Origin of the sequence: Streptomyces sp. 1331.2, assembly GCF_900199205.1 — a bacterium.
Taxonomy (GTDB): domain Bacteria; phylum Actinomycetota; class Actinomycetes; order Streptomycetales; family Streptomycetaceae; genus Kitasatospora.
This window is the reverse complement of the sequence record NZ_OBMJ01000001.1, coordinates 805,085-828,709: the sequence shown is the minus strand read 5'-3', so window position 1 is coordinate 828,709 and position 23,625 is coordinate 805,085. Positions and strand designations below refer to the sequence as shown.

General features: G+C 74.4%; 20 protein-coding genes and 3 pseudogenes. 6 read left to right on the top strand and 17 right to left on the bottom strand.

Annotated features, from left to right (window positions below; genetic code table 11):
* Nucleotides 1–40 precede the first annotated feature (40 nt).
* Both CRP52_RS03575 and CRP52_RS03570 read right to left on the bottom strand, forming a co-directional pair.
* Nucleotides 41–964: an aldo/keto reductase gene (locus CRP52_RS03575; protein WP_097235049.1), complete on the bottom strand. Its 924-nt coding sequence runs from the start codon at nt 962–964 to the stop codon at nt 41–43.
* Nucleotides 961–1,878 (bottom strand): NAD-dependent epimerase/dehydratase family protein, encoded by a 918-nt coding sequence (locus CRP52_RS03570; protein WP_097239800.1) that lies wholly within the window; start codon nt 1,876–1,878, stop codon nt 961–963. Before CRP52_RS03570 ends, CRP52_RS03575 begins: the two co-directional genes overlap by 4 nt.
* A gap of 45 nt (nt 1,879–1,923) precedes the next feature.
* On the opposite strand from CRP52_RS03570, the gene CRP52_RS03565 reads away from it, so the two are divergent.
* Nucleotides 1,924–2,463: an Lrp/AsnC family transcriptional regulator gene (locus CRP52_RS03565; protein WP_097235048.1), complete on the top strand. Its 540-nt coding sequence runs from the start codon at nt 1,924–1,926 to the stop codon at nt 2,461–2,463.
* Between the two features lie 196 nt (nt 2,464–2,659).
* Here the strand turns inward: CRP52_RS03565 and CRP52_RS39145 are convergent.
* The 3 genes and pseudogenes from CRP52_RS39145 to CRP52_RS03550 form a co-directional block, all read right to left on the bottom strand.
* Nucleotides 2,660–2,755, bottom strand: a pseudogene (locus CRP52_RS39145) (IclR family transcriptional regulator); the annotation flags it as partial.
* Nucleotides 2,756–2,884: 129 nt separating this feature from the next.
* Nucleotides 2,885–3,706 (bottom strand): VOC family protein, encoded by an 822-nt coding sequence (locus CRP52_RS03555; RefSeq protein ID WP_097235047.1) that lies wholly within the window; start codon nt 3,704–3,706, stop codon nt 2,885–2,887.
* Nucleotides 3,707–3,778: 72 nt separating this feature from the next.
* Complete coding sequence (locus CRP52_RS03550; RefSeq protein WP_097235046.1) at nt 3,779–4,420, bottom strand: alpha-ketoglutarate-dependent dioxygenase AlkB; 642 nt, start codon at nt 4,418–4,420, stop codon at nt 3,779–3,781.
* Between the two features lie 78 nt (nt 4,421–4,498).
* Here CRP52_RS03550 and CRP52_RS03545 point away from each other — a divergent pair, with 78 nt between their 5' ends.
* Nucleotides 4,499–5,116 (top strand): hypothetical protein, encoded by a 618-nt coding sequence (locus CRP52_RS03545; protein ID WP_097235045.1) that lies wholly within the window; start codon nt 4,499–4,501, stop codon nt 5,114–5,116.
* A gap of 95 nt (nt 5,117–5,211) precedes the next feature.
* The gene (locus CRP52_RS03540) at nt 5,212–5,730 is read left to right on the top strand and encodes a universal stress protein (RefSeq protein ID WP_097235044.1); all 519 of its coding nucleotides are present in this window, start codon (nt 5,212–5,214) and stop codon (nt 5,728–5,730) included.
* Nucleotides 5,731–5,737: 7 nt separating this feature from the next.
* Here CRP52_RS03540 and CRP52_RS03535 read toward each other — a convergent pair whose 3' ends face one another.
* The 9 genes and pseudogenes from CRP52_RS03535 to CRP52_RS03500 all read right to left on the bottom strand — a co-directional run.
* Nucleotides 5,738–7,357, bottom strand: coding sequence for an amidohydrolase (locus CRP52_RS03535; RefSeq protein ID WP_097235043.1), 1,620 nt, complete (start codon nt 7,355–7,357; stop codon nt 5,738–5,740).
* Nucleotides 7,354–8,196, bottom strand: coding sequence for a PaaX family transcriptional regulator (locus CRP52_RS03530; RefSeq protein WP_097239799.1), 843 nt, complete (start codon nt 8,194–8,196; stop codon nt 7,354–7,356). The genes CRP52_RS03535 and CRP52_RS03530 overlap by 4 nt, the downstream gene beginning before the upstream one ends.
* Nucleotides 8,197–8,351: 155 nt before the next feature.
* Nucleotides 8,352–9,110, bottom strand: coding sequence for a maleate cis-trans isomerase family protein (locus tag CRP52_RS03525; RefSeq protein WP_097235042.1), 759 nt, complete (start codon nt 9,108–9,110; stop codon nt 8,352–8,354).
* A 64-nt stretch (nt 9,111–9,174) separates the two neighbouring features.
* Nucleotides 9,175–10,068, bottom strand: a complete 894-nt coding sequence (locus CRP52_RS03520; RefSeq protein WP_097235041.1) for a fumarylacetoacetate hydrolase family protein — start codon at nt 10,066–10,068, stop codon at nt 9,175–9,177.
* 80 nt (nt 10,069–10,148) lie between these two features.
* Nucleotides 10,149–11,264, bottom strand: a complete 1,116-nt coding sequence (locus CRP52_RS03515; RefSeq protein ID WP_097235040.1) for a cupin domain-containing protein — start codon at nt 11,262–11,264, stop codon at nt 10,149–10,151.
* Nucleotides 11,261–12,241 (bottom strand): carbon-nitrogen hydrolase family protein, encoded by a 981-nt coding sequence (locus tag CRP52_RS03510; protein WP_097235039.1) that lies wholly within the window; start codon nt 12,239–12,241, stop codon nt 11,261–11,263. Before CRP52_RS03510 ends, CRP52_RS03515 begins: the two co-directional genes overlap by 4 nt.
* A 9-nt stretch (nt 12,242–12,250) precedes the next feature.
* Nucleotides 12,251–14,650 carry an oxidoreductase gene (locus tag CRP52_RS03505; RefSeq protein ID WP_097235038.1) on the bottom strand — a complete coding sequence of 800 codons (2,400 nt, stop codon included), beginning with the start codon at nt 14,648–14,650 and terminating at the stop codon, nt 12,251–12,253.
* Nucleotides 14,647–14,991 (bottom strand): annotated as a pseudogene (locus CRP52_RS39140) (acyl-CoA thioesterase); the annotation flags it as partial. The pseudogene CRP52_RS39140 and the gene CRP52_RS03505, both read right to left, overlap by 4 nt.
* 93 nt (nt 14,992–15,084) lie before the next feature.
* Nucleotides 15,085–16,704: pseudogene (locus CRP52_RS03500) on the bottom strand (AMP-binding protein); the annotation flags it as partial.
* Between the two features lie 237 nt (nt 16,705–16,941).
* Between CRP52_RS03500 and CRP52_RS03495 the strand changes: the two are divergent.
* Together CRP52_RS03495 and CRP52_RS03490 are read left to right on the top strand one after the other, a co-directional pair.
* The gene (locus CRP52_RS03495) at nt 16,942–18,204 is read left to right on the top strand and encodes a sensor histidine kinase (RefSeq protein ID WP_097235037.1); all 1,263 of its coding nucleotides are present in this window, start codon (nt 16,942–16,944) and stop codon (nt 18,202–18,204) included.
* Complete coding sequence (locus CRP52_RS03490) at nt 18,189–18,836, top strand: response regulator transcription factor (protein WP_097235036.1); 648 nt, start codon at nt 18,189–18,191, stop codon at nt 18,834–18,836. The genes CRP52_RS03495 and CRP52_RS03490 overlap by 16 nt, the downstream gene beginning before the upstream one ends.
* 3 nt (nt 18,837–18,839) lie before the next feature.
* On the opposite strand, the gene CRP52_RS03485 is transcribed toward CRP52_RS03490, so the two are convergent.
* The 3 genes from CRP52_RS03485 to CRP52_RS03475 all read right to left on the bottom strand — a co-directional run bounded on the left by CRP52_RS03485 (nt 18,840) and on the right by CRP52_RS03475 (nt 21,912).
* Nucleotides 18,840–19,937 carry a hypothetical protein gene (locus CRP52_RS03485; RefSeq protein WP_097235035.1) on the bottom strand — a complete coding sequence of 366 codons (1,098 nt, stop codon included), beginning with the start codon at nt 19,935–19,937 and terminating at the stop codon, nt 18,840–18,842.
* Between the two features lie 134 nt (nt 19,938–20,071).
* Entirely contained in the window at nt 20,072–20,569 is a 498-nt protein-coding gene (locus tag CRP52_RS03480; protein WP_097235034.1) for a GNAT family N-acetyltransferase, read from the bottom strand.
* Nucleotides 20,566–21,912 (bottom strand): DUF6271 family protein, encoded by a 1,347-nt coding sequence (locus CRP52_RS03475; protein ID WP_097235033.1) that lies wholly within the window; start codon nt 21,910–21,912, stop codon nt 20,566–20,568. Before CRP52_RS03475 ends, CRP52_RS03480 begins: the two co-directional genes overlap by 4 nt.
* Nucleotides 21,913–22,288: 376 nt before the next feature.
* Here CRP52_RS03475 and CRP52_RS03470 point away from each other — a divergent pair, with 376 nt between their 5' ends.
* On the top strand, nt 22,289–23,488 hold the full coding sequence (locus tag CRP52_RS03470) for a peptidoglycan-binding protein (protein WP_097235032.1): 1,200 nt from the start codon (nt 22,289–22,291) through the stop codon (nt 23,486–23,488).
* The last annotated feature ends 137 nt before the right edge of the window (nt 23,489–23,625 follow it).

The window sequence follows — 23,625 nt, the reverse complement described above, 5'->3', positions numbered from 1 at the left end:
CGGGCCTGGCGCTCCACTGTCGGACGGGGTCCGGTGCCTTTCACAGGCGCCGGGCCCCGTTCGCATTCGTGAGGCGGGCCAGTTCGTCCGGGCCGAGTACCAACTCTCCTGCGGCGGCGGAGTCCCGGATGGTCTCCGGGCGGCTGGCGCCCGGGATCGGGATGGTCACCGGGGAGGTGGCCAGCAGCCAGGCGAGGGCCACGCGCTGCGGGCTGACTCCGCGTTCGGCGGCGATCGCGGCGAACTCCTCGCCGGCCCCGCCGAGTTCGGCGGAGCGGCCGATGCCGCCGAGCGGGCTCCAGGGCAGGAAGGCCAGTCCCAGTTCGGTGCAGAGGTCCAGGACGGGCTGGTGCGTGCGAACGGCCGGGGAGTACTCGTTCTGCACCGAGACCAGGGCGTCGCCGAGGATCTCCCGGGCGAGACGGACCTGTGCCACGTCCGCGTTGGAGATGCCCGCGGCGCGGATCTTGCCCTCCTCGTAGAGCTCCCGGATCGCGCCGAGAGAGTCGGCGTACGGGACGTTCCGGTCCGGGTGGTGCTGCTGGTAGAGGCCGATCGCCTCGACGCGGAGGCGGCGCAGCGAGCCCTCGCAGGCGCGCTTGAGGTGGGCAGGGTCGCCGTCGACGGTCCAGGAGCCGTCACCGGGGCGGCCGCGGCCGCCCTTGGTGGCGACCAGGACGTGATCGGCGCCGGGGCCGTAGGAGGCGAGGGCGCGGGCGATCAACTCCTCGTTGTGGCCGTACTCGTCGGCGTGCCAGTGGTAGGAGTCGGCGGTGTCGATCAGGGTGATGCCCGCGTCCAGGGCGGCGTGGACGGTGGCGATGGCGCGGGCCTCGTCCGGGCGGCCCTCGACCGAGAGCGGCATCGCGCCGAGGCCGATGGCGCTGGTCCGGACGGTGCCGAGCAGGCGGGTGGTGGGCCTGGTGGTCGGGTCGGTGGTCGGGCCGGTGGTTCCGGTGGTCATGCGGGGAGCTCCTGTCCACGGGTGGCGGCGAGCAGGCCGGGCAGCCAGTCGCGGGTGTGCGTGAGGGGGTGTCCGAGCTGCTGCGCCCGGGAGTTGTCCATGCCGTAGTAGCGGTCGAAGGAGAACGGCGAGGCCTGCTGCCCGGGTTCGGGCGCGGCCGTGCGGTACGGGCGGCCGGCCGCGATCAGCTCGCAGAGGTCGGTGGCGGTGAGTTCGCCGTGCGAGGCGAGGTTGACCGGGCCGGTGAACTCCCGGCCCGCCGCCCATGCGAGGAAGGCGGCGGCCTCGGTGTCGTGGGTGTAGGAGGAGGGCAGGTCCTCCGGGTGGACCAGGACGGGCCGGCCGGCGTCGATGCGGTCGGTGTAGTGGGCCAGCCGCCCGGTGAAGTCGGCGGCGCCCAGCACGTGGCCGAGCCGCACGGACACGAACGGGAAGGCCCCGCTGCGGGTGAACACCGCCTCCGCCTGACGCTTGCCCTCGCCGTACGAGGCCTCGACGAACTCCGGCTCCTCCCAGGGGAGTTCGAGCTGAACCGGCCACCGGGCCGGGTCGACGGCGGACTCGGCCAGCGGACTGGGCGGCGGGCTGATCGGCTGCTGTGCACCGGTGTCGTAGACCTCGATGGTGGAGGTCATCAGATAGCGGCCGGTCCGGCCGGCGAAGGCGCGGACGGCGCTCGCGGCCTGCCGCGGGGTGTAGCAGACCTGGTCGATCACCGCGTCGAAGTCGCGCCCGGCCAGGGCGGCCGTCAGCGCCGCCTCGTCCGAGCGGTCGGCGATGAGCGGGGTCACGCCCGGCGGCGGTGGCGCCGAGCCGCGGTTGAGCACGCTGACCCGTACGCCGGAGTCGCGCAGCCGGGTGACCAATTGCCGTCCGAAGTACCGGTTCCCGCCGATGACGAGCACGTTTTCCATGGTCACAAGTGTTATGGTGCGGCGCGGTTCGATGAAGGGGGGATCATGGGAGTTCAGGCGCTGCGACCGAAAGACCCACGGCAGTCGGGCGGTTCGGCCGACGATTCGTCGGCGGGCCCACGGAGCGGGGCCGGCGGAGGTCTGGACGCGGTCGATCTGCGGCTGCTGGAACTGCTCCAGTCCGAGGGCCGGATCACACTCAGCGAGCTGGGCCGACGGGTGAACCTCAGCCCGGCGGCGGTCGGCGAGCGGGTGCGCCGGCTGGAGGCGGGCGGCACGATCACCGGCTACGCGGCGCAGGTCGCCCCCGGGCGGCTGGGGTACGGCATCCGGGCCTTCGTCCGGGTATCGCCGCACGCCCGGATGACGGTGAAGTACCTGCGCAGCCAGGACCTGCTGCACCGGCCGGAGGTGCTGGAGGTGCACCACGTCATCGGCGAGGACTGCTGGGTGTTCAAGGTCGCGGCGCGGGACACCGCGCACCTGGAGGAGCTGATCGAGGCGATCGCGGTGCTCGGCCGTACGACGACCTCGGTGATCCTCTCCTCACCGGTGGAGCAGCGGGTGCTGCTGCCGTCGGACTGACGGAACCGGGACCCGGAGCCGGTAACGGACCGGGGAACAGGTGTTCGGCGGCGACGCTGCGCAGGTCCAGGGTGGTCAGGTAGGACCGGCCGAGGCGCAGTGAGCCGTGGCCGAGCCGGAACCAGCCGGACTCGCGGTCGCGGTCGAGCAGGTGCTCGTCCAGGAGCGGCCCGGCCAGCCGCAGCACGGTGCTCTTGTTGAGGCCGAGGGCGTCGGCGAGTTGGGCGAGCGGGACGCCGCGCCGGTCGGCGTGGTCGCGGACGTAGCCGAGGACGGCGAGTGCGCGGCGCAGTGAGGAGGACTGGTTGCGTTCGGGCGCGGCTTCTTGGGGCCGTCTCCGTCATGGGTCCAGAACGTACCCTTCATCGCGGTGCAGCGCGGCTGGTGTCCGGCCTGGCTGGCGCGGTCAAGGAATGACGGCTCAGGCCGCCGCGGCGGACTCCCGGGGCGGGACGGCGACCAGGACGAACCGCGCCCCGGCGTCGTCCCGGACCAGCGCGGCGCGGCCGTACGGCGTCGGCTCCGGCCCGGACAGGACGGTGCCGCCGAGGGCGCGCAGCCGCTCGGCCGCCCGGTCGGCGTCGGCGGTCCCGAAGTGGGCCAGCCAGTGCGCGGCCGTCCCGGCCGTGGCGGTCGGGCCGATGCTGCAGGCGGGCAGGCCGGCGGCCCGGGCGAGGGTGTGGCCCGCCTTCGGCCGGTCGTAGGTGTAGCCGAAGAGGCGGCGATAGAAGGTGCGCGCGGTGTCCGGGTCGGGGGAGAGGTGTTCGTTCCAGGCCAGGGCGCCGGGCTCGTCGACCAGTCCGGCGCCGTCGATGGTGCCCGCCTGCCAGAGGCCGAAGGGCGCGCCGAGCGGGTCGACGGCACGTGCCGCCCGGCCCTGGTCGGGCACCTCGTAGGGCTCGCGGGTGATCCGGCCGTCGGCGGCGCGGACGAGCGCGGCGGTGCGGCGCAGGTCGGCGCAGGCGAGGTGGGTGGTCCAGGCGGCGGCCCGGGTGGTGTCCGCGTCCTGTTCGACGGCTGCGTCCTGTTCGACGGCCGCGACCTGGGCGCCGTACCGGGTGGCGACCGCCTCGGCGGGGCCGGTCGGGACGAACTCCCAGTCGAACAGCGCGCCGTAGAAGCGCTGCGCGCGCGGGGTGTCCGGGGTGGTCAGGACGACCCAGCACGGGACGCCCTCGTGGTATCTGCCCGCCTTCGGCATGCCGCCCTCCAGATGGGCGCCGACCCCGCCGGTGATGGGCACCGGACCCGCCGGGTGGCGCCGGCCCCCTTTCGCCAGCGTCCGCGCCCGGCCGGTGGGTGGCAAGCGGGGGCGTCAGGCGACGCCGTGCGGCCGGAACTGGATGCTGATCCGGGGGCCGACCGGGCGGGCGGTCTTGGGGATCGCGTGTTCCCAGGTGCGCTGGCAGGAGCCGCCCATCACCACCAGGTCCCCGTGGCCGAGCGGGTGGCGGACGACCGCTGCGCCGCCGTGCCGCGGCCGCAGGGCCAGGGTGCGCGGCTCGCCGACGGACAGGATCGCGACCATGGTGTCCTCGCGGGCGCCGCGCCCGATCCGGTCGCCGTGCCAGGCCACGCTGTCCCGGCCGTCCCGGTAGTAGCAGAGGCCGAGGGTGCGGAACGGCTCGCCCAGCTCGTCCGCGTAGTGCCGGCTCAGTGCCGTCCGGGCCTGTCCGAGCACGGGGTGCGGTGGTTCGGTGTCGGCCGGGTACGAGGCGAGCAGGCGGGGGACGTCCACCATCCGCTCGTACATCTCCCGGCGCTCCGCCCGCCAGGGGACGGTCGTGGCCAGCTGTTCGAACAGCTCGTCGGCGCCGTGCAGCCACCCGGGCAGCAGGTCCAGCCAAGCGCCGTCGCCGAGCACCTGCCGTCGCAGGCCGGAGAGCGGGCCGAGGCGCAGGCCGTCGCGGTCGGCGTCGTCGAACAGCGAGGGCTGGAGCGGGAGGGTGCCGTGCATGGGGCCAGCGTACGCCTTGATTCGAACATTCGCTCGAATCGTGTCTCCCTTTTGTCGGATGCGCCCTAGCCTGCGGGTATGGCGATCAATGGCTTCGGGGTCGGCGAGTTCCAGCTGGTGCTGCTGCGGCGGATGGCCGACTTCCAGCCCGGGCTGGTCGAGGATGCGGTGCGGAGGCTGGGCGCCGACCGGGCCTCGATGCGGGCTGCGAACAAGCGCTGGCAGGCGATGGTCCGGGCGCCCCGGTTCCCGCGCGGCGGCGGCCGGTACGGCGCGGTGCTCGGGCCGGCGGAGGCGAGCGTCCCGCGCCGGATCGGGGACCTCGCCTGCACCGCGCGGCAGTGGGCGCTGCCGCTGTGGCCCTCGCTGCGCTTCGAGGTGTTGCTGGGTCCGGCGGAGATCGGTGCGCCGGTGCTGAACGAGTGGCTGGTGCGGGCGGCCGGCAGCCCCCGGCCGGAGCTGCGGACGGTCGCGGATCTGGCGCCGTGGAGCTGCGTGGTGGAGGACGTCGGCGCCGCCTTTCCGCCCGCTGTGCCGCGGGAGGGGAGTGCGCCGACCCGCTTCCGGCTGGACTTCGAGGCTCCGGACGGCGCGGGGCCGGTGCGGCCCTGGGTGGCCGACTTCACCTGGGGGCTGCTCCAGGAGGTCCGGCCGGCCGGCGGCGGGAACCGCGAATGGGCGAGCGATGCAAGGTGATATTCAGTGAATGCCTTCGATTTGCAGGCTGTAGAGCGAGTGTGGCAGCATAATCGCAGTCACTTAATCAGCTCGGCATCGGAAAGCGAAGGATCATGTCGGACGGCGCTCGCGTCATCGTCGGAGTCAGCGGCTCACTGCACAGCCTCACCGCCCTGCACCGGGCGGCGGAGGAGGCCAGGATCCGGCAGGCCGTCCTGGTCCCGGTGCTCGCCTGGACGCCGGTCGGCGGCGAGCGCAACTACCGTGCGCGACCGTGCCCGCCGCTGCTCCGCGCCTGGCAGGACCTCGCCGACGCGCGGATGGAGCGCGCGCTGGAGCAGGCCTTCGGTGGCCTGTCGGTCGGCGTGCCGGTGCGGCCGCTGGTCGTGCGCGGCGAGGCCGGCGCGGTGCTGACCGAGCTGGCCGACCGCCCGGGCGACCTGCTGGTGGTCAGCACCGGGGCGCAGGGCGGCCTGCGCGCCCGGGTGCAGCGGCTGACGGGACGCTCGGTCACCCGCCACTGCCTCGACCGGGCGCGCTGCGGCGTGCTCGTCGTCCCTCCGTCCACCCTGCACGAGGACCTGCGTGCGCTGCACCGCGGGATCGACCTGCGGGAGCTTGTCGCCGCCTGACGAATCGTCAGGAATGGTGCACGGTCAGGCCGTTCACGACCGTACGGGTGGGCAGCAGCTCCCGCAGTGCGTCCACCGGGCAGTCCAGCGGGTCCACCGGCCACACCGTGAGGTCGGCGAACGCCCCCGGCCGCAGGAGGCCGCGCAGCTCGCTCTCCCCGGTCAGTCGGGCCGCGTTGACGGTGTGCAAGGCGACCGCCTCGGCCCGCTCGATCGCGTGCTCCGGGCCGACCACCCCGGCCGTGGTGCCCCGGGTCGTCATGCCCCACACCGAGACCATGGCGCCGTACGGGCCGACCGGGAAGTCCGAGCCGGCGGTGAGCAGCGCACCCTCGTCCAGCCACTCGCGCAGCGGGAAGAGCGCGGCCGTGCGCTCCTCGCCCCAGGCCCGCTGCTGGGTGAGCGCGCCGTCGTGCAGCAGCGGGTGCTGGACGGTCACCGGGATGCCGAGGGCGATCGCCCGGGCCCGCTGGTCGGGCCGGGCCAGCCCGCCGTGCTCGACCACCAGCGTGCCGGGCGGCAGTCCGGGGCGGCCCTTGAGCACCTGCTCGAAGACGTCCAACAGGACCCGCAGACCGCGGTCGCCCCACGCGTGCACACCGACCCGCCAGCCGCGCCCGACCACCCGGTCCACCGCCGCGAGCAGGTCGGCCGGCTCCCAGAGCAGCCGGCCGTGGTAGCAGGGCTGCCCCTGGTAGGGCTCCTCCAGGGCGCCCGCCTCGAAGCCACCGTCGATGCCGAACTTGACGCCCCACAACCGGAGTCGGTCGTCGTCGCGGCCCTCCGCGCGCCAGGCGTCCATCCGGTCCAGCAGCGCGTCCACCTGCTCCGGCGTCCGGGCGGCGAAGCCGGAGACCAGCGCCCGGACCCGGACGGCGAGCGCGCCCTCGGCCCGGGCCGCGTCCAGCACGTCCAGGTCCTCGACCGGGACGAGGCAGTCCCGGACGGTGCCGATCCCGGTCGCGGCGAAGTCCGCGGAGGCGGCGCGCAGGCCCTCGATCCGCTCGGCCGCGGTGGGGCGCGGCAGCACCCGCTCGACCAGCTCCACCGCCCGGTTGATCAGCCGGCCGGTGAGCCGCCCCTGCCCGTCGCGCTCGATCACGCCGCCGGGTGGAGCCTCGGTCGACTCGTCGATGCCGGCCAGCCGGAGCGCGGCCGAGTTGAGCACCATGTTGTACGCGCCGCGGCGCACCAGCACCGGGTGCTCGGCGGTGGCGCCGTCCAACTCCGCGGTGGTGGGCATCCGTTGGTCGGCCAGCAGCACCTCCTGCCAGTTGACGGTGGTGTGGATCCACTCCCCGGCGGGGGTGCGGGCGGCGCGCTCGCGGATCAGGGCGAGGAACCCGGCCAGGTCGCGGGCCCGATGGACGGGCACGCCGTGGACGCTCTGCGCGGCCAGCACCAGGTGCGTGTGGGTGTCGTCGAAGGCAGGCAGCACGGTCGAGCCCGGGGCGTCCACGACCTCGGTGGCCGGCCCGATCAAGGCGTCCAGGCCGTCGGGGGCGGGGGAGAGGGCGGTGATCCGGCCGCCGGTGACGGCGACCGCGCGCTGCGGCGCCTCGCCGGGGACGAGGGTGTGCACGGCGCCGGCGCGGATCAGCAGGTCCGCCGGGGGGTGGGCGGTCATGACGGCTCCTGGGAGTGGGAGAGACCGGTGACCTTCTCGATGTGGCGCAGGCTGGGCTCGGCCAGCAGCCCGTGCACCTCGGTGAAGACCGCGCGGGCGGGGACGGCGTTCCAGTCGGCGGGCAGCAGTTCTGCGGGCAGCCCGGGGTCCAGGTAGGGCAGGCGGCGCCACTGGGTGAGCATCGGGACGTAGCTGCGGAACGCCTCGGCCGGGTCCGTCCGGGGCTGCCCGCGCAGCTCCTCGGCGACCGGGCGCCAGGCGTCGGCGAAGGCCGCGTACTGCGCCTCGATCGCCGGGAGGTCCCACCAACTCGCCACCGCCGTCCGGAGATCGGCGAAGCCGGCGTACTCGGCGGAGAGGAAGAGGTGGACGTAGGCGCTCAGTCCGAGCCGTTCCAGCAGGCGGCGGGCGTCCGGCAGCAGCCGGGCGGGCGCCAGCCAGACGCCGGGGGCGGCGTTGCCGAAGCCGAGCCAGCTCAGCCGGGACCGCAGCTGGTGGCGGTGCGCGCGTTCGGACTCGGGTACCGAGAAGACCGCCACCACCCAGCCGTCGGAGAGTTCGGCGGGCTCCAGGCTGTGGAAGATCCGGCGGTCGCCCTCCTCGAAGACCGGCTCCATCGCGGGGGCGAGCCGGTAGCCGGTGCCGGTGCGGCGCTCCTGGAGCAGGGTGCCGGCCTTCTTCAGCCGGGAGGTCGCCGAGCGGACGGCCGGGCCGTCCACGTCGAGTTCGGCCATCAGCGCGATCAGGTCGGCGATGGATATCCAGCCGCCGAGGCGGCGGACGAACTCGCCGTAGACGGTGTGGATCAGGGAACTCGGCCGGGGCGTGCTCTCCGACATGCGTGGGCGCTCCTCCCCGGTGGGCGTGGTCGGCCGGGCCGGTGTGGTCGTGCGGTCCGGTGTGGTCGTGCGGTCCGGTGTGGTGGTCGTCCGGTGTGGCGGTCGGCCGGCGGTGACCGGGTGGCCGGTCGTGATCATAGCGGTGGCCCTCGGACTCAGGCCTCCGCGTACGCCCCGGAGAGCAGGTGCCCGGCGCCGGGGGCGAAGGCTGGCAGGTCGAGGGCGCGGAGCAGCTGGTGGGCGGTGCAGATCGCGGCCGAGACCACCGGCTTGCCCAACTGCTGCTCGGCCTCCTCGACGGCGGACAGCGAGGGCATCTGCACGCAGGCGGAGAGCACCACGGCGTCCGCGTCGGCGTGCGCGAGGCCGCGGGCGATCGCAGGCAGCCGGGCCGGGTCGTGGGCGGCCACGTCGAGGTTGTCGGCGATCTCCAGGGCGGCGTGGTCGAGCACCTCGATGCCCTCCCGGGCGAGGTAGTCGACCACGGTCCGGGCCAGCGGCCGCAGGTACGGGGTGACCATCGCGACCTTCTCGGCGCCGAGCGTCCGCAGCCCGGCGACCAGGGCGCCGGCGCTGGTGACCACGGGGGCGGGCGCGCCGTTCTCGACGGTGCGCCGGTGCAGCCGCTGCTCGGCCTCGCGGTGGTAGCCGGGGCCGGTGGCCATCACCGCGACCAGGCAGGCGTAGCCGATCACGTCCACCCGGGCGTCCGAGAGTTCGGCAGCGCAGCGGTCGGACTCGCCGTCCATGGCCCGCAGCTGCTCGGGGGTGACCCTGGTCATCCGCATCCGGCTGGAGTGGAAGGTGAACCGTTCGGGGGCGACCGCCTCGCGGGCCCGCAGCAGGGCGGGGACCTCGGTCTCCATGGTGACGTTGGAGCTGGGGACGATCTGGCCGATCCGGTACGTCGGCATCGGTGGCGCTCCCTTCGGCGGGCGTCGGCGTTCTACGGGCGTCGGCGTAATACGGGCGTGGGGCTCAGCGGGCGTCGACCACGGGGTTGGCGAGCGTGCCGATCCGCTCGATGGTGGCCTCGACCAGGTCCCCGGGCTGCAGGAACTGCGGCGGCACCATGCCCGCGCCGACGCCCGAGGGGGAGCCGGTGGCGATCACGTCGCCGGGTTCCAGGGTCATGCCGGAGGAGATGTCGGCGATCAGCCGGGCGATGCCGAACAGCATGTGGCGGGTGTTGGAGTCCTGCCGCAGTCGGCCGTTGACCTTCAGCGAGAGGTCGAGCCGCTGCGGGTCGGGGATCTCGTCGGCGGTCACCACGACCGGGCCGAAGGGCGCGTAGCTGTCCTGGCCCTTGGAGAAGAACCACTGGCCGGAACGGCGTTGGTCGCGGGCGCTGATGTCGTTGACGATGCTGTAGCCGAACACGTGCCGCAGGGCGTCCGGTTCGGCGACCTGGAAGGCCGGCTCGCCGATCACCACGGCGAGTTCGCACTCCCAGTCGAGCTGCTTGGTGAGGTCGGCGTTGTGCCGGATCGGCTGGCCCGGGCCGGTGACGGCGGTGGACGGCTTGCCGAACAGGACCGGGCGGTCGGGCAGTTCGCGCTCGGTGTCCAGCGTGCGGTGCGACTCGGCCACGTGCTCCACGTAGTTCAGGCCGACGCCGACGATCTTGCCGGGGCGCAGCGGGGCGAGCAGCCGGACCTCGGCGAGCGGCCGGGTGGCCGGCGTGCCGGCGATCAGCTCGCGCGCGGTGGCCAGGGCCGGCGCCCCGGCCCGGATCAACTCCAGGAGGCTGTCCGGGAGTCGGACCCCGGCTGCGGCGGCGAGGGCGGTGAGGTCGGCGACCCGGTCCCCGGCGAGACGTGCGCCGAGGCGCGGGGTGTCGTCGCCGTCCGTGCAGTAGGTCAGCAGGTGCATGGTGGTGGTTCTCCTGGTCGGGCGTCGGGCGTCGGGCGTCGGGCACTGGGTGTCGGGTGTCGCGCGTCGGGCGTCGGGTGTCAGCCGGTGATGGCGGGCTGGTGCCCGTCGGCGTCCGGGTGGGCCTCCTCGCGGTAGAGGCCGAGCGAGTGCATCACCGGGAAGTCGTTGAAGGAGAACAGGCAGGCGTCCTCGCTCTGGTCGAGGTTCGCGTGCTCGTGCCAGGCCCAGGACGGGACGACGAAGATGTCCCCCTGCTGCCACTCGAAGCGCTGCCCGGCGACGACCGAGACGCCGCGCCCCTTGGCCGCCGTGTAGACCACCGAGCCGGTGTGCCGGTGGGCGCGGGTGGCCTGGCCCGGGCGGAGCAGTTGGAGGTGGGCGGCCATGGTCGGCATCACCGGGCCGCCGGTGACGGGGTTGGTGTACTCCATGATGACGCCGTCGTACGGCGAGCCCTCGGTGGCGCGGGCGAGTCGGCACAGCGCGTCGTAGCTGGGCTCCCAGGGCCAGCCGAACAGCGGCGAGTAGGGCCTGGTCCACTTCTCGGAGCCGTACGGCAGCAGGTTGCCGCCGTAGCTGAGCAGTGAGGAGTTCACCACCGGGCCGGGGCGCTGGTACAGCTCCGGGTGGACCTCGTAGAAGTTGGCGTCCAGGGTGTTGACCAGCGGGATGTCCAGGCCGTCCTGCCAGATCACCGGGGCGTCGTCGGCCTCGTTGCCGTGCTCGTGCCAGGTGTTGTTGGGCGTGATGGCGAAGTCGCGCGGGCCGACCTTGAGCTTCTGGCCGTCCACGACGGTCCAGGCGCCGGTGCCCTCGTGGACGAAGCGCAGGGCGGAGGCCTGGTGGCGGTGCGCGGTCATCGCCTCGCCGGGGCCCATGATCTGCAGGCCGGTGTACAACAGGCCGACGGCGGCGCTCAGTTCGCGGCGCCCGGGGTTCACCAGCATCACCACCCGGCGGCCCGCCTCGTCGGCCTTCACCAGGGGCAGCGCCTTGCGCACCAGCGGGCGCAGGTCGGCGTAGCGCCAGAGCACGGGGACGGACTTCGGCTGCGGGTACCAGGGCTCGATCTCGTTCGCCACCGTCCACAGGGCGCCGGCCTCGTGCTTGGCCAACTCCTCGTAGTAGGCGAGCAGTTCCGGGCTGTCGGTGACGCGGGCCCGGCCGATCCGGTCGTCGTTCTGCTCGGTCATGCGCCTTCCTCCTCGTCTGCGGGGAACACCAGGGGCCGCAGCGGGCGGTCGTCCACGTGCAGCCGGAAGACGTCGAAGCGGTTGTAGTGGCCGACGATGTCGTGCATCTGCTTGGGCTGGATGCACCGGCCGAGGTCGATCTCGGCGTAGACGATGCCCTCCTCGTCCACCAGCGGCTCGGTGACGGCGCGGCCGTCCGGGCCGAAGATCCCGGACAGGGCGCTGCGCGGGCGGGCGAGCTGTTTGCGGACCTGCTGGTCCTCGCCGGCGATCAGGTCCACGATCTCGGGCGAGAGGGTGGAGCAGGAGACCACCGTGAACAGCTTGCCCTCGAAGCAGTGGGCGGCGGCGCGCAGCGCGATCGCCTCCGCCATGTCGTAGTCCTCGGGGGCGACCGGCAGGGCGATGTAGCAGGCGGCGTGGACGAGTTCGCCCTGGGCCAGCAGGGTGAAGCGGGCCAGGGTGTTGGTGTTCTCGCCGCAGGCGAGCGCGCCGAGCGGGCCGACGGGGGTGCGGTGCACCTTCAGGGTGCTGCCGTCGCCCTGGGTCCAGGTCAGCTTCTCGGCCCAGGTCGGTACCAACTTGCGGTGGACGCCGAGCAGTTCGCCGTCCGAGCCGATGACCAGCAGGGTGTTGTACAGCACACCGAGGCTGTGTCGACCGCGTTCGTTGACGCCGATCACCAGCACCACCCCGGCCTGCCGGGCGGCGGCGCGCAGGGTTTCGACGTACGGGCCGGGCACGTCCACGGCGGCGCGGTACAGGCGTTCGTACCAGGGCGAGCCCTGCACCGGGTTCATCGTCCAGTTCCAGTACGGGTAGCCGGGCACGAACACCTCGGGGAAGACCACCAGTTCGGCGCCGTGGCCGGCCGCCTCCCGGATCAGCTCGACGGCCTTGTCGACGGTGGCGGCCGGGTCCAGGTAGACGGGGGCGGCCTGCACGGCGGCGGCGGTGAACCTGGGCAGGTGGGGCATGGTTCCTCCTCACTCCTCGGGCCGAGCCCACCCCTTGGGCGGGGTCGACAGCCAGCGGCGGTGGACGGGTGCGGGCGGTTCGCGCAGCAGCTGCAGGCGCGGGGCGACCCGGTCGGCGCCCGGGCCCGGCGGCTTGCGGCTGCCCGCCCGCCAGGGGCCGGGCCAGCGGGCGCCGGGCCCGGTGTAGCCCTGCTCGGCGGCGGCGTGCAGCGTCCACAGCGGGTCGTACAGCTGGGCCCGGCCGACCGCGACCAGGTCGGCGCGCCCGGCCAGCAGGACGGAGTTGGCGTCGTCGGGCCCCGAGATCGCGCCGACCGCGATCGTCGGCAGGCCGGTGGCGGTGCGGATCAGCTCGGCGAAGGGCGTCTGGTAGCCGCGCCCGTACGGCGGCCGCTGCTGTGCCACGACCTCGCCGGTGGAGACGTCCACCGCGTCGGCCCCGGCCTCGGCGAGCGCACGGCAGATCGCCACCGCCTCGGCCTCGGTGGTGCCGCCGGGTGCCCAGTCGCTCGCCGAGATCCGTACCAGCAGTGGCTGCCCGGCCGGCCAGGCGGAACGCACCGCCGCCAGGACCTCCAGCGGCAGTCGCAGCCGGTGGGCGAGCGGGCCGCCGTAGTGGTCTGTGCGGCGGTTGGTGAGCGGGGAGAGGAAGGAGGAGACGAGGTGCCCGTGGCCGAACTGGAGCTCCAGCACGTCGAATCCGGCCCGCGCGGCCCGCTCGGCGGCGGCCGCGAAGTCCGCGGTGACGGCGGCCAGTCGGACGTCGTTGGCTTCGTGCGGCACCGGGCTGTCGGTGTCCCAGGGAAGCGGCGAGGCGGCCAGCAGCGGCCAGCCCTCGGCGAGCGGGCGGCCGATGCCGTCCGGTCCGGGGACGGCGCTGGCGCCGCGGCGGCCGGCGTGGGTCAGCTGGATGCCGATCGGTGTGTCGCTCACCGACCGTACGGCTTGCAGGAGTTCGCGCCAGGCCTGCTCCTGGTGGCCGCTCCACAGGCCCGGGCAGTGGTCGGTGGCCCGGCCCTCGGGGCTGACCGCGGTCATCCCGGCGAGGACCAGCCCGGCGCCGCCGAGAGCGTGCCCGGTGAGCTGGGCCCGGTCGAAGGCGCTGGGCAGCGCGTCGGGGGAGGTGAAGGTCGCCATCGGCGGCACCACGATGCGGTTGCGCAGCTCCAGCGCGCCGAGCTTGAGCGGCCGGAACATCGGCGGGATCCCGGGAGAGCCGCCGAAGGCGGTGTCCACGGCGTCCACGAAGGCGGCGTCGCGGGCCCGGAGGTTGTCGTAGGTCACGCGGCGGCTGCGGGTGAGCAGGTTGAAGGCGAACCGGTCGACGTCCTGCCCGGTGCGCCGCCCGACGGTCTCGAACCACTCCAGGCTGGCCTGGGCGGCGCGCTGGGTGGACTCCACCACCGGGCGCCGCTCGGCCTCGTAGGCCGCCAGGGCCCCGTCCAGGGTGGGCTGTTCGCTCAGCGCGGCGGCCAGGGCCAGGGCGTCCTCCAGCGCCAGCTTGGTGCCCGAGCCGATCGAGAAGTGCGCGGAGTGGGCGGCGTCGCCGAGCAGCACCACGTTGCGGTGGCGCCAACTCGCGTTGCGCACCGTGGTGAAGCGGATCCAGCGGGAGGCGTTGGGGATCAGCCGGTGGCCGTCCAGGTGGCCGGCCAGCAGCTCGGCGCAGCGCCGCACGCTCGCCACGTCGCTCTCGCCGCGACCGAACTCCCGTGCGGCGAAGGCCTCGAAGCCGGACCGGTGCCAGGCGTCCTCGGCGATCTCGACGATGAAGGTGGAGCGGGTGGCGCTGTACGGATAGGCGTGCACCTGCAGTACGCCGAAGTCGAACTGCTCGACGATGAAGGTGAAGGCCTCGAAGACCTTGTCGGTGGCGAGCCAGATGTAGCGGCAGTGCCGCTCCTCCGCCTCGGTGCGGAAGGCGTCCGGGTACGCCGCCCTGGTGCCGGAGCGGATGCCGTCGGCGGCCACCACCAGGTCGTACTCGGCGGCCAGTTGCCCGACGGGCGGGGCGGGCGTGCGGTAGCGCACGTCCACCGCCAGCTCGGCGCAGCGCTGCCGCAGGACGGCGCGCAGCCGGTTGCGGTCCAGGGCGGCGAAGCCGTGGCCGCCGCTGGTGCGGACCTTGCCCGCGTACCGGATGTCGATGTCGCTCCAGCGCGCGAACTCGGCGCTGATCGCGGCGAAGACCTGCGGGTCGGCCTGGGCGATGCCGTCCAGGGTCTCGTCGGAGAAGACCACGCCGAAGCCGAACTCGTCCTCCCGGGCGTCCCGTTCGAAGACGGTGATCTCCCGGTCCGGTGCGAGCTGCTTGGCCAGGGCGGCGAAGTAGAGCCCGCCCGGGCCGGCGCCGATCACTGCGATCCGGTGCGCCGGGGTGGGTACGGCGGGGCTCGTGGCGGCGCTCATCCCAGCACCTCCGGCTGCTGCGGCCCGGCCTCGCTCAGCGCCCGGCGCACCTGCGCGGGCCACGGCTCGGCGCCCTTGGTGTGCGGCGCGGCGTGCACCACCGACATCCGCCCGCTGGCGGCCGGCCCCTGCGGGCCGTGCACCTCGAAGGAGTAGTGCAGCGAGGAGCCGCCGACCCGGATCACCCGCAGCTCGGTGCGGACCACGTCCCCGAACCAGAGCCGTTCGCGGAAGTCGGCCTCGAAGTGCACTCGGGGGATCCGCCCGAACAGTTCCGCCAGCCCGAGCCGGCGCAGCAGCGCGGCCTCCGCCGCCTCGGCCCAGCGCTGCACGGCGGAGAAGTGGTAGTGCCCGGCCGCGTCGGTGTCCGACCACTCGACCCGGCGCTCGATCGTCACGCTGGCCGGGGCCGGGGCCGGGGCCGGTGCCGGTGCCGGTGCCGGCGAGGCCCGTCGCCGCAGTTCGGCGCGGTGCAGCTTGCCGGTCGCGGTGCGCGGCAGCTCGGCGACGAACTCGACGATCCGCGGGTACTTGTACGGCGCGATGGTGCGCTTGACGTGGTCCTGGAGGGCGCGGACCGTGCCGGGCCCGGCCGGCACGCCCGCGCGCAGCACCACGTACGCCTTGACCACCGAGCCGCGCCGCTCGTCCGGCGCGCCGACCACCGCGCAGTCGGCCACGTCGGGGTGGGCCGCGAGCGCCTGCTCCACCTCGGGCCCGGCGATGTTGTAGCCGGACGAGACGATCATGTCGTCGTTGCGTGCCTGGTACCAGAAGTAGCCGTCCCGGTCGCGGACGTAGGTGTCCCCGGTGAGGTTCCAGCCGTCCCGGACGTAGTCGAGCTGGCGCTCGTCGCCCAGGTAGCGGCAGCCGGTCGGGCCCTTGACGGCGAGCAGTCCGGGCTCGCCGTCCGGCACCGGGCGGCCCCGGCCGTCCAGTATCGCGGCGCGGTAGCCGGGCACGGGCTTGCCGGTGGAGCCGGGGCGGATGTCCTGGTCGGCGGCCGAGATGAACACGTGCAGCAGCTCGGTGGCGCCGATGCCGTCGATCAGCCGCTGTCCGGTGGCCGCGTGGAAGGCCTGCCAGACGGCCGCGGGCAGCGGCTCGCCGGCCGAGACGCAGCGCCGCACCCCGGCCAGCCGGTCGGCCAGTCCGGCGGTCAGGATCGCCCGGTAGGCCGTCGGCGCGGTGAACAGGACGCTCACCCGGTTCCGGCGGACCTGTTCGGCCAGCTGCTCGGGCGTGGCCTGCTCCAGCAGCAGTCCGGCGGCGCCGGCCCGCAGCGGGAAGACCAGCAGGCCGCCGAGGCCGAAGGTGAAGCCGAGCGGCGGGGTGCCGGCGAAGAGGTCGTCGGGGGTGGGGCTGAGCAGGTGGCGGGAGAAGGTGTCGGCGTTGGCGAGCACGTCGCGGTGGAAGTGCAGGGTGGCCTTGGGGCGGCCGGTGGTGCCGGAGGTGAAGGCGATCAGGGCGACGTCGTCGGCGGCGGTCGGGACGGCGGTGAAGCCGGGGGCCTTGGCGGCGCAGCGGGTGGTGAGGTCGTCGGGTCCGCTGCCGCCGTACGCGAGGACGCGCAGGCCCGGGGTGGCGGCCCGGTGCAGCTCGTCCAGGTAGCGGTGGTCGCACAGGGCGAGGACGGGTTGCGCGATGCCGTGCAGCGCGGTCAGTTCGGCGGCGCGCAGCAGCGGCACGGTGGTGACGACCACCCCGCCGGCTTTCAGCACGCCGAGCCAACAGGCCGCCAGCCAGGGGGTGTTGGGGCCGCGCAGCAGGACCCGGTTGCCGGTGGCGAGGCCGAGGTCCTCGGTCAGCAGGCGGGCGATCCGGTCGGCCTGGTCGCGCAGCCGGCCGTACGACCACTGTTCGGTGGGGGTGACCAGGCAGCGGCGGTCCGGTCCGAGTCTGGCGATGGTGTCGTCGAGCAGGGCGGCGGCGCAGTTCAGGCGGTCGGGATAGGCCAACTCCGGTAGTTCGAAGAGGAGTTCTGGCCACTGCTCGAAGGGTGGGAGGTGGTCTCGGCAGAACGTGTCCACGTGCGCCGAGGGGGAGAGCTCCATGGGCGGCACCTCGTCGTGCGAGCGGGGAGTGAGGCCAGTATGGCGTGTTGGTGACGCCAGTCAAGAGAGCGATACACGCATTCGGGCGACAGCCCGACCGTCGGCACGGCCGGGGCACGGGTGCGGGGCCTGGGCCCACGGAGGGGTGGGGCGGGCCACACTTCCGCGCTGACCAGGGCCTCGGCGGGCCGACGCTGGTGCAGAGTGGGGGCATCGGACGGAGGTCGAGGAGCGGGGATGATCAGACGATCGGCTGCCTGGGGCGTACGCGCCGGGGTGGGGTTCGTCCGGGCGTGCGCGGTGGCGGCGGTCACCCTGCTGATCCCGGCGGTGTGGGTCGGCGCCGTGGCGCTGGGGATCGACTGGGGGCCGGCCAACCCGTGGTCGTGGCTGCTGCCGGCGGTCGTGGTGGGCGCCGGCACGCTCGCCCTGGCCCGCCCGGTCTGCCGGGCCGTCCGCTTCCTGGTCGAGCGGTGGACCGGCACGGCCGTCCCGGCCGGCTACCGCGAGCCCCGGCCGCTCACCCGGATGTCCACCGGCTACTGGTGGAACGGGCACTCCTACGAGCGCACCCGCCGGGACGCCGAGCTGGACCAGGCCTGGCGGACCCGGTGGGGCGACCCGGCCACCTGGCGCGACCTGCGCTTCGCCGTGCTCGTGCCGTTCACGGCCGGCCTGGTCGCGGCCGTGCCGCCGGCCGCGCTGGCCGCGGCGGTCCTCGCACTGGCCGGGCCGGAGCCCGTCGCCCGCCTCCTCGGCGCGCTGGCCGCGATCGCGGCCGTCGCCTGCGCCCCGTACGCCTGGCGGCTGCTGGAGCCGGTGGCCGTCCGCTTCCTCGGCCCCTCGCACGCCATGCTGCTGGCCGAGCGGGTGGACGAGCTGACCGCCCAGCGCGCGGACGTGACGGTCGCCCAGGCCGCCGAGATCCGCCGGATCGAACGCGACCTGCACGACGGCGCGCAGGCCGGCCTGGTCGCGCTCGGGCTCTCGCTGGCCACGGCGGAGAAGCTGATGGACACCGACCCGGAGCGGGCCAGGGCCCTGATGCGGGCGGCGCGGGCCGGCGCCGCCGGCTCGCTGTCCGAACTGCGGGACCTGGTACGGGGGATCAACCCGCCGGTGCTGACCGAGCGCGGATTGGTGGACGCCGTCCACGCGCTCGCCCTGAACAGCCCGCTCGACGTGACCGTCACCGCCGACCGGCAGTTCCGCCTGGAGCCGCCGATCGAGTCCGCCGTGTACTTCGGCGTCGCCGAACTGCTCGCCAACGCGACCAAGCACGCCCGGGCGACCAGCGTGCGGATCACCATCGGCCACAGCGGGACCGGCATCGTCGTGGACGTCGAGGACGACGGCCGCGGCGCGGTGGTGATCGGCAACGAGGGCGGACTCGCCGGCCTGCGCCGCCGACTCGCGGTGTTCGACGGCACGCTGGAGATCACCAGCCCGGAGGGCGGACCGACCCGAGCGACGATGATGGTGCCATGCGAATCGTCGTAGCCGAAGACCTCTACCTGCTCCGGGACGGCATGGTCCACCTGCTGGAGGCCTACGGGCACGAGGTGGTCGCCACGGCGGCCACCGGCCCCGAGACCCTGCACGCCCTGCTGACCCACCGCCCGGACGCCGCCGTCGTCGACGTCCGGATGCCGCCGACCCAGTCCGACGAGGGCCTGCAGGCCGCCCTTGCCGCCCGCCGTGAGGTGCCCGGGCTGCCGGTGCTGATCCTCTCCCAGCACGTGGAACAGCTGTACGCCCGCGAGCTGCTGGCCGACGGCGCGGGTGGCATCGGCTACTTCCTCAAGGAGAGCGTGTTCGACGGCGAGCAGTTCGTCGACGCCCTGGAGCGGGTCGCCAGGGGCGGGACGGCCATGGACCCGGCCGTCATCGCCGCACTGGTCTCCTCCGCCCCCTCGAACCGGCGGCTCGACCGGCTCACCGAGCGCGAGTCGGAGGTGCTCGCCCTGATGGCCGAGGGGCTGTCCAACCAGGCCATCGCGCAGCGGCTGTTCCTCAGCGACAGCGCGATCAGCAAGTACACCACCTCGATGTTCGGCAAGCTCGGACTCACCGAGGACGAGAACGGCAACCGGCGGGTGCTGGCGGTCCTCGCCTACCTCAACAGGCCCTGACCGTCAGGCTGTAGAGGAAGACGCGGTGGCGTCGGGGGTGCGGCCGTCCTGGGCCTGCCGGGCGCGGTCGGCGAGCAGCCGGGCGAAAGCGGTGAGCCCGGGCGCGGTGACGGCGGCGCCGAGCCCGTCGTCGTGCACCAGGAGCAGCACGCCGCCGACCCGGACCAGGGCCACCGCCGAGGAGGAACCCCGGGTGCGGACGGCGCTCTGGTCGCCGATCGAGGGCAGGGCCACGGCGCCCGAGTCCTCCCCGGCGGTGCGGTCGCGCGTGGTGTCGAAGGCCTGGGCGGCCGCGTCGGGGGAGGCGAAGGTCACCGCGGTGAACCGTACGGTCTGCACCGGGGCGGCGCCGAAGGTCACGGTGGCGTAGGCGAGTTGCCGCTCGCAGGCGTCCGGCAGCAGGCACGGCACCGAACCGGAGCTGCCCGTCCCCGACTCCGGCCCGCTCTGCACCTGCCAGCCGCCCGGCATCGCCCGCGCGTCGGGCAGCACGCCCTGCGCCACCGCGGGGTCACCGAGCGGCTGCGCGGCGTGCGCCAGACCGGGCCCGCCCGGCTTCATCAGCGGCCGCGAGCCCAGGTGGACGGCGACGGCCACCAGCGCGGCGATCAGGACCAGGACCAGCGCCACCACGATCCCGGCGCTGCCCCGCCGGGCCGCCAGCGCCCGGGCCCGGGCGTCGACCGGGCCGACCCGCAGCTGGACGGTCGTCGGGCCCGCCGGCCGCTGGGCGGACTGCGACTTCGTGGACCGCGGCTCTTCGGACGGTGCCGGCGCGGACGGCGGGCCGGTGCGCAACTGGATGGTGCTGGGCGGCTCTGCCCGCAGGTGGACCGTCGGCGGATCGGCGGGCCGCCCCAGCGCGGTGGTGGCCAGGTACTGCGCGAACGCCTCGTCGGCGGCGAGCAGTTGGGCGACGGCGGCGGTCAACTGGGCCCGCGCCCGGACGTCCTGCGGGCCCGCCTCGGCCTGCGTCAGCGCCCGCGCCCCCTCCGGCACCATCCGCAGCCGCGCCCGCACCACGTCCGCCACCGCCCGGTGCGGCCCGCCGCCCAGCAGCGCCTCCACGACCTCGGGCACCATCCCGCGACCGTCCCCCATGGCAACTCCCCTTGCCGCACGAGTCGTTGCCTCCACGATCCCGGACGGAGGGATACTTCGTACCCCCGCCGAACCCCGCCGACACGGAACGGAGACGCAACTGCAACCTCTCCCGGACAGAGCCGGGGCCGTGGTCACCCCACCGGCATGGACATGTACACCGCGCGCCGCCCGTAGCACGCCGGCACCGCCACCTCCCGGTGCGCCCGGTAGCCCAGCAGCCGCAGCAGGATGTCCGCCCCGCGCACCGCGACCATCGAAATCCGCTCGAAGCCCTGCTCGCCCGCCTGCTCCCGGAAGTGCCGGATGAACCCCAGCGCGACCTCCCGGCCGCGTAACTCCTCGGCGATCACCAGGTCGTGCACGTGCAGGTTGGCCGACCGGTGCACCGTCTCCTCCGGCTGGCCGAGGTCCGGGCAGCGCAGCGGCGGGTACGGCAGGCTCAGCAGGTAGCCGACGACGGTGCCGTGCCGCTCCAGCACGAAACAGGTGTCCGGCGAGCTGCGGGCGCGTGACTGCAGCGCCTCCCGGCCCTCGGAGAGGCCGTCGGCCGCGTAGGCGGCGTGCTCCAGGGCGACGACGGAGTCCCAGTCCTGCTCGTCCAGCAGGCGGATCCTGAGCTCCTCGCTCACGCGCCCGGCCCCTCCGCCCGGGGCTCGCTGCCCGCCGCGCGGGGGCCGATCCCCTCGGCGCGGGCGGCGGCCACCAGCGCCGCCCAGGCCTCGATCAGCACCGCCCACCGCTCGGCGTCCGCCCGCGCCTCGTCCAGGAGCTGCTGCCGCCGCCCGGCCACCACGTCGGCGAGCTCGGCGTACTTGCCGCCCAGCTTGCGGTAGCAGCGGTCCAGGACGTCCAGGCAGTGCTCGTTCCCGGACCGGTCCCGGTCGACGCTGCCGCGCACCAGGTCGAGGAGCGGCTCGACCCGCAGGCCGTGCCGCTCGTCCAGCAGTGCGCGGCCGAGGTCGATCATCCCGCCGTAGACCGGGTACAGGTACAGCATCGAGAGCAGGAACTTGACGAACCGCAGCTGGTAGGAGACGAACCCGGCGCCGGTGCGACGCTCGGGCGTGTAGTAGTTGACGATGTGGCGGTTGTGGGTGACGCCGGGCAGCCGGGCGTGGACCAGGGCGTGCAGCAAGGCGTAGTCGCTGCCGATGGTCTCGGTCGAGGGCAGCAGCGGAAGCGCCTCGTAGGCCCGGTGGTCCAGGGCGGTGTTGCACATGTAGACGTCCCAGATGTCGGGCACGCTGAGGACGGAGTCGTCGGCCCCGAACGGCTCGGAGCCGGCGCCCTTGAAGGAGACGTCCACCATCGCGTCCTTCTCCTCCTCCGACCACACCGGCGGGGCCCACAGGCGCACCACCTCGCGGTAGACGGCCGGGTCCAACGCGTGGATCTCGCTGATGTCCACGCAGAGTTCGCCGATGAAGGAGCCGCTGACCAGCATCACCGGCTTGTCCGCGTCGGCCGGGTCGAGCGCGGAGCGGGACACCCCGGCCACCGCCTCGCCGGCCGGTCGGCCGACCGAGAGCAGCTCGTGGTGGATCGGGAAGACCTTCCGGCCGTCGACGACCTGGAAGTCGGCGTCGTCGTTGCGCAGGTGTGCCGAGGTGCAGCCCAGGGCGGCCGCGGCCAGGAAGAGCCGGTTGACGCAGGAGCCGTACGCGACGGCCCGCGGGAGCATCAGGTCGAGCAGCAGCTCGGGGTCGGCGGCGCCGGAGCGCTCGGCCACCCGGCGCAGGAACTTCCGCTGCTGCGCCTCGCCGAGGTGGTGGACGACCACGCCGGGGGTGGGCTCCAACGCGGCCACGGCGGCCGCGTTCTGCGCGAACTCGGCGGCGTCGGTGGTGTCGAGGACGAGGAGGTGCACCTCGACCCCGAAGGTCGCGACGGCGTAGGCCGCCTCCTCGGCGAGTTCCGCGATGGTCTCGGGGCAGGGCCGCATGGTGGGCAGCGCGAGGCAGACTCTCTGCATGGTTCCGGTTCTCCATCGAATCGTCAGATGTGGTGCCACCGTGGCGAGTTGAGCCTGCTCGCAGGCGCGCCGGCACCCCTGGTGCGGGCCTCGACCGGCCCGCCGGACCACGGTGGACTAGACCACTTTTGATGTCAACGATTGACAGCGGGCCCCCGGCGGGGTGGAATGCGCCCCCTCCGCCCGCCCGCCCGGCCCAGTGCGGGCAGCCGGTTCGCACGCGAGGACGAATCCCCCTCGCAGGGTCGAACGGCCGGGCGGTTACGGGTGGTTCACCGCGGCGCGTCGCGTTCCGGGGGCGGTCCGGCAGTCAATCCGGCGCCCGGACCTGCCGATACCGGAAGTGATGCCCTCTTGCCGTTCGGAGGAGACCGCAATGCCCGAACTGTGGCTTCCCGGTGCCGAGATCCACGACCTCGGCGACCACGCGCCGACCGACCAGCAGTACCCGCCGAAGGCCATCGCGCACATCACCTGGGACCGCAACGCCACCGCCGCCGCGCCCCAGGACTGGTGCCCCTACGAGGACCTGGTGAGCTACTTCACCGGCGCCGGCGCCGGCGACGCGCCGCACCTGGTCTGGGACCCGTTCAGCGGCCGCACGGCCCAGCTGTTCCCCGCCGACTCCCGCTCGAAGAGCCTGCTCAGCCCCGCCCAGAGCCCCACCCGCACCAACCGGGCCGGCCGGGTGGTGATCCAGATCGAGGCGGTGTTCTTCCCCTACTGCCGCTACCAGGGCCGGGTCTACCCCCGGCTGGTCGACACCCCGTGCGCGGGCTGGGACCGGATCCACAGCTGGATCGCCTCCTGGGGCGTCCCCGACGTCTGGCCGATGGGCCGGCCGACGGACTTCTCCGGCCACCGCGACGAGCAGGTGTGGGAGACCCGCGGCGGCTGGTTCGCACACGCCCACGTGCCGTACAACGACCACACCGACCCCGGCTCCTGGCCCGACCTCGCGGCCGGCCCCGGCTCCCCGGCCGACCCGCCCTCGCAGCAGCACCCGGTGCCCCCGGCCGACCCGACGCCGGCCCGCTACCAGGTCACCATCAACGGCCTGCCGTACGGCTACGGCGCCCGGGGCTACCAGGTGACGACGGTCGGGCGGGCGCTCGTCGCACGCGGCTTCGGCTCCCACTACCGTTCCGGCCCGGGCCCGGACTGGACGGACGCGGACACCGAGAACTACGCGGACTACCAGGGGAGTCTGGGCTACACCGGACAGGCGGCCGACGGCGTCCCCGGCGAGGGATCGCTGAACCGGCTGCTCGGCTACCTGCCCGGACAGCGGACCGTCTCGGTCGCCCACGTCGCGGCGGCCGCCCGCACCGACCCGGGCGCCGAGCAGGGGCACCGGACGTACGGGGCCGAGGTGGCGATCGTGGAACAGGCGCTGGTGGACGAGGGGCTGCTCGAACAGCGCTGGGCGGACGGCTCCTTCGGTAGCCGGACGGTCACCGCGTACGCGGCCTGGCAGCGGCGCTGCGGGTACGAGGCGGGGGCGGCGGACGGGATCCCCGGGCAGGCCTCGCTCCACCGGCTGGGCGCGGCCCGGGGGTTCACGGTGACCGACTGAGGCCACCGTGGGCTTCGCCCCGGGGTCCGCCCGGCCCGCCCCCGGCGGCGGGCGACGATCGGCGGATCGTCGCCTGCCGCCCCGGGCGCGGGCGCCTGAGCCGTACCCGCCCCGACCGGGGAATGCCCGCGTCGAAG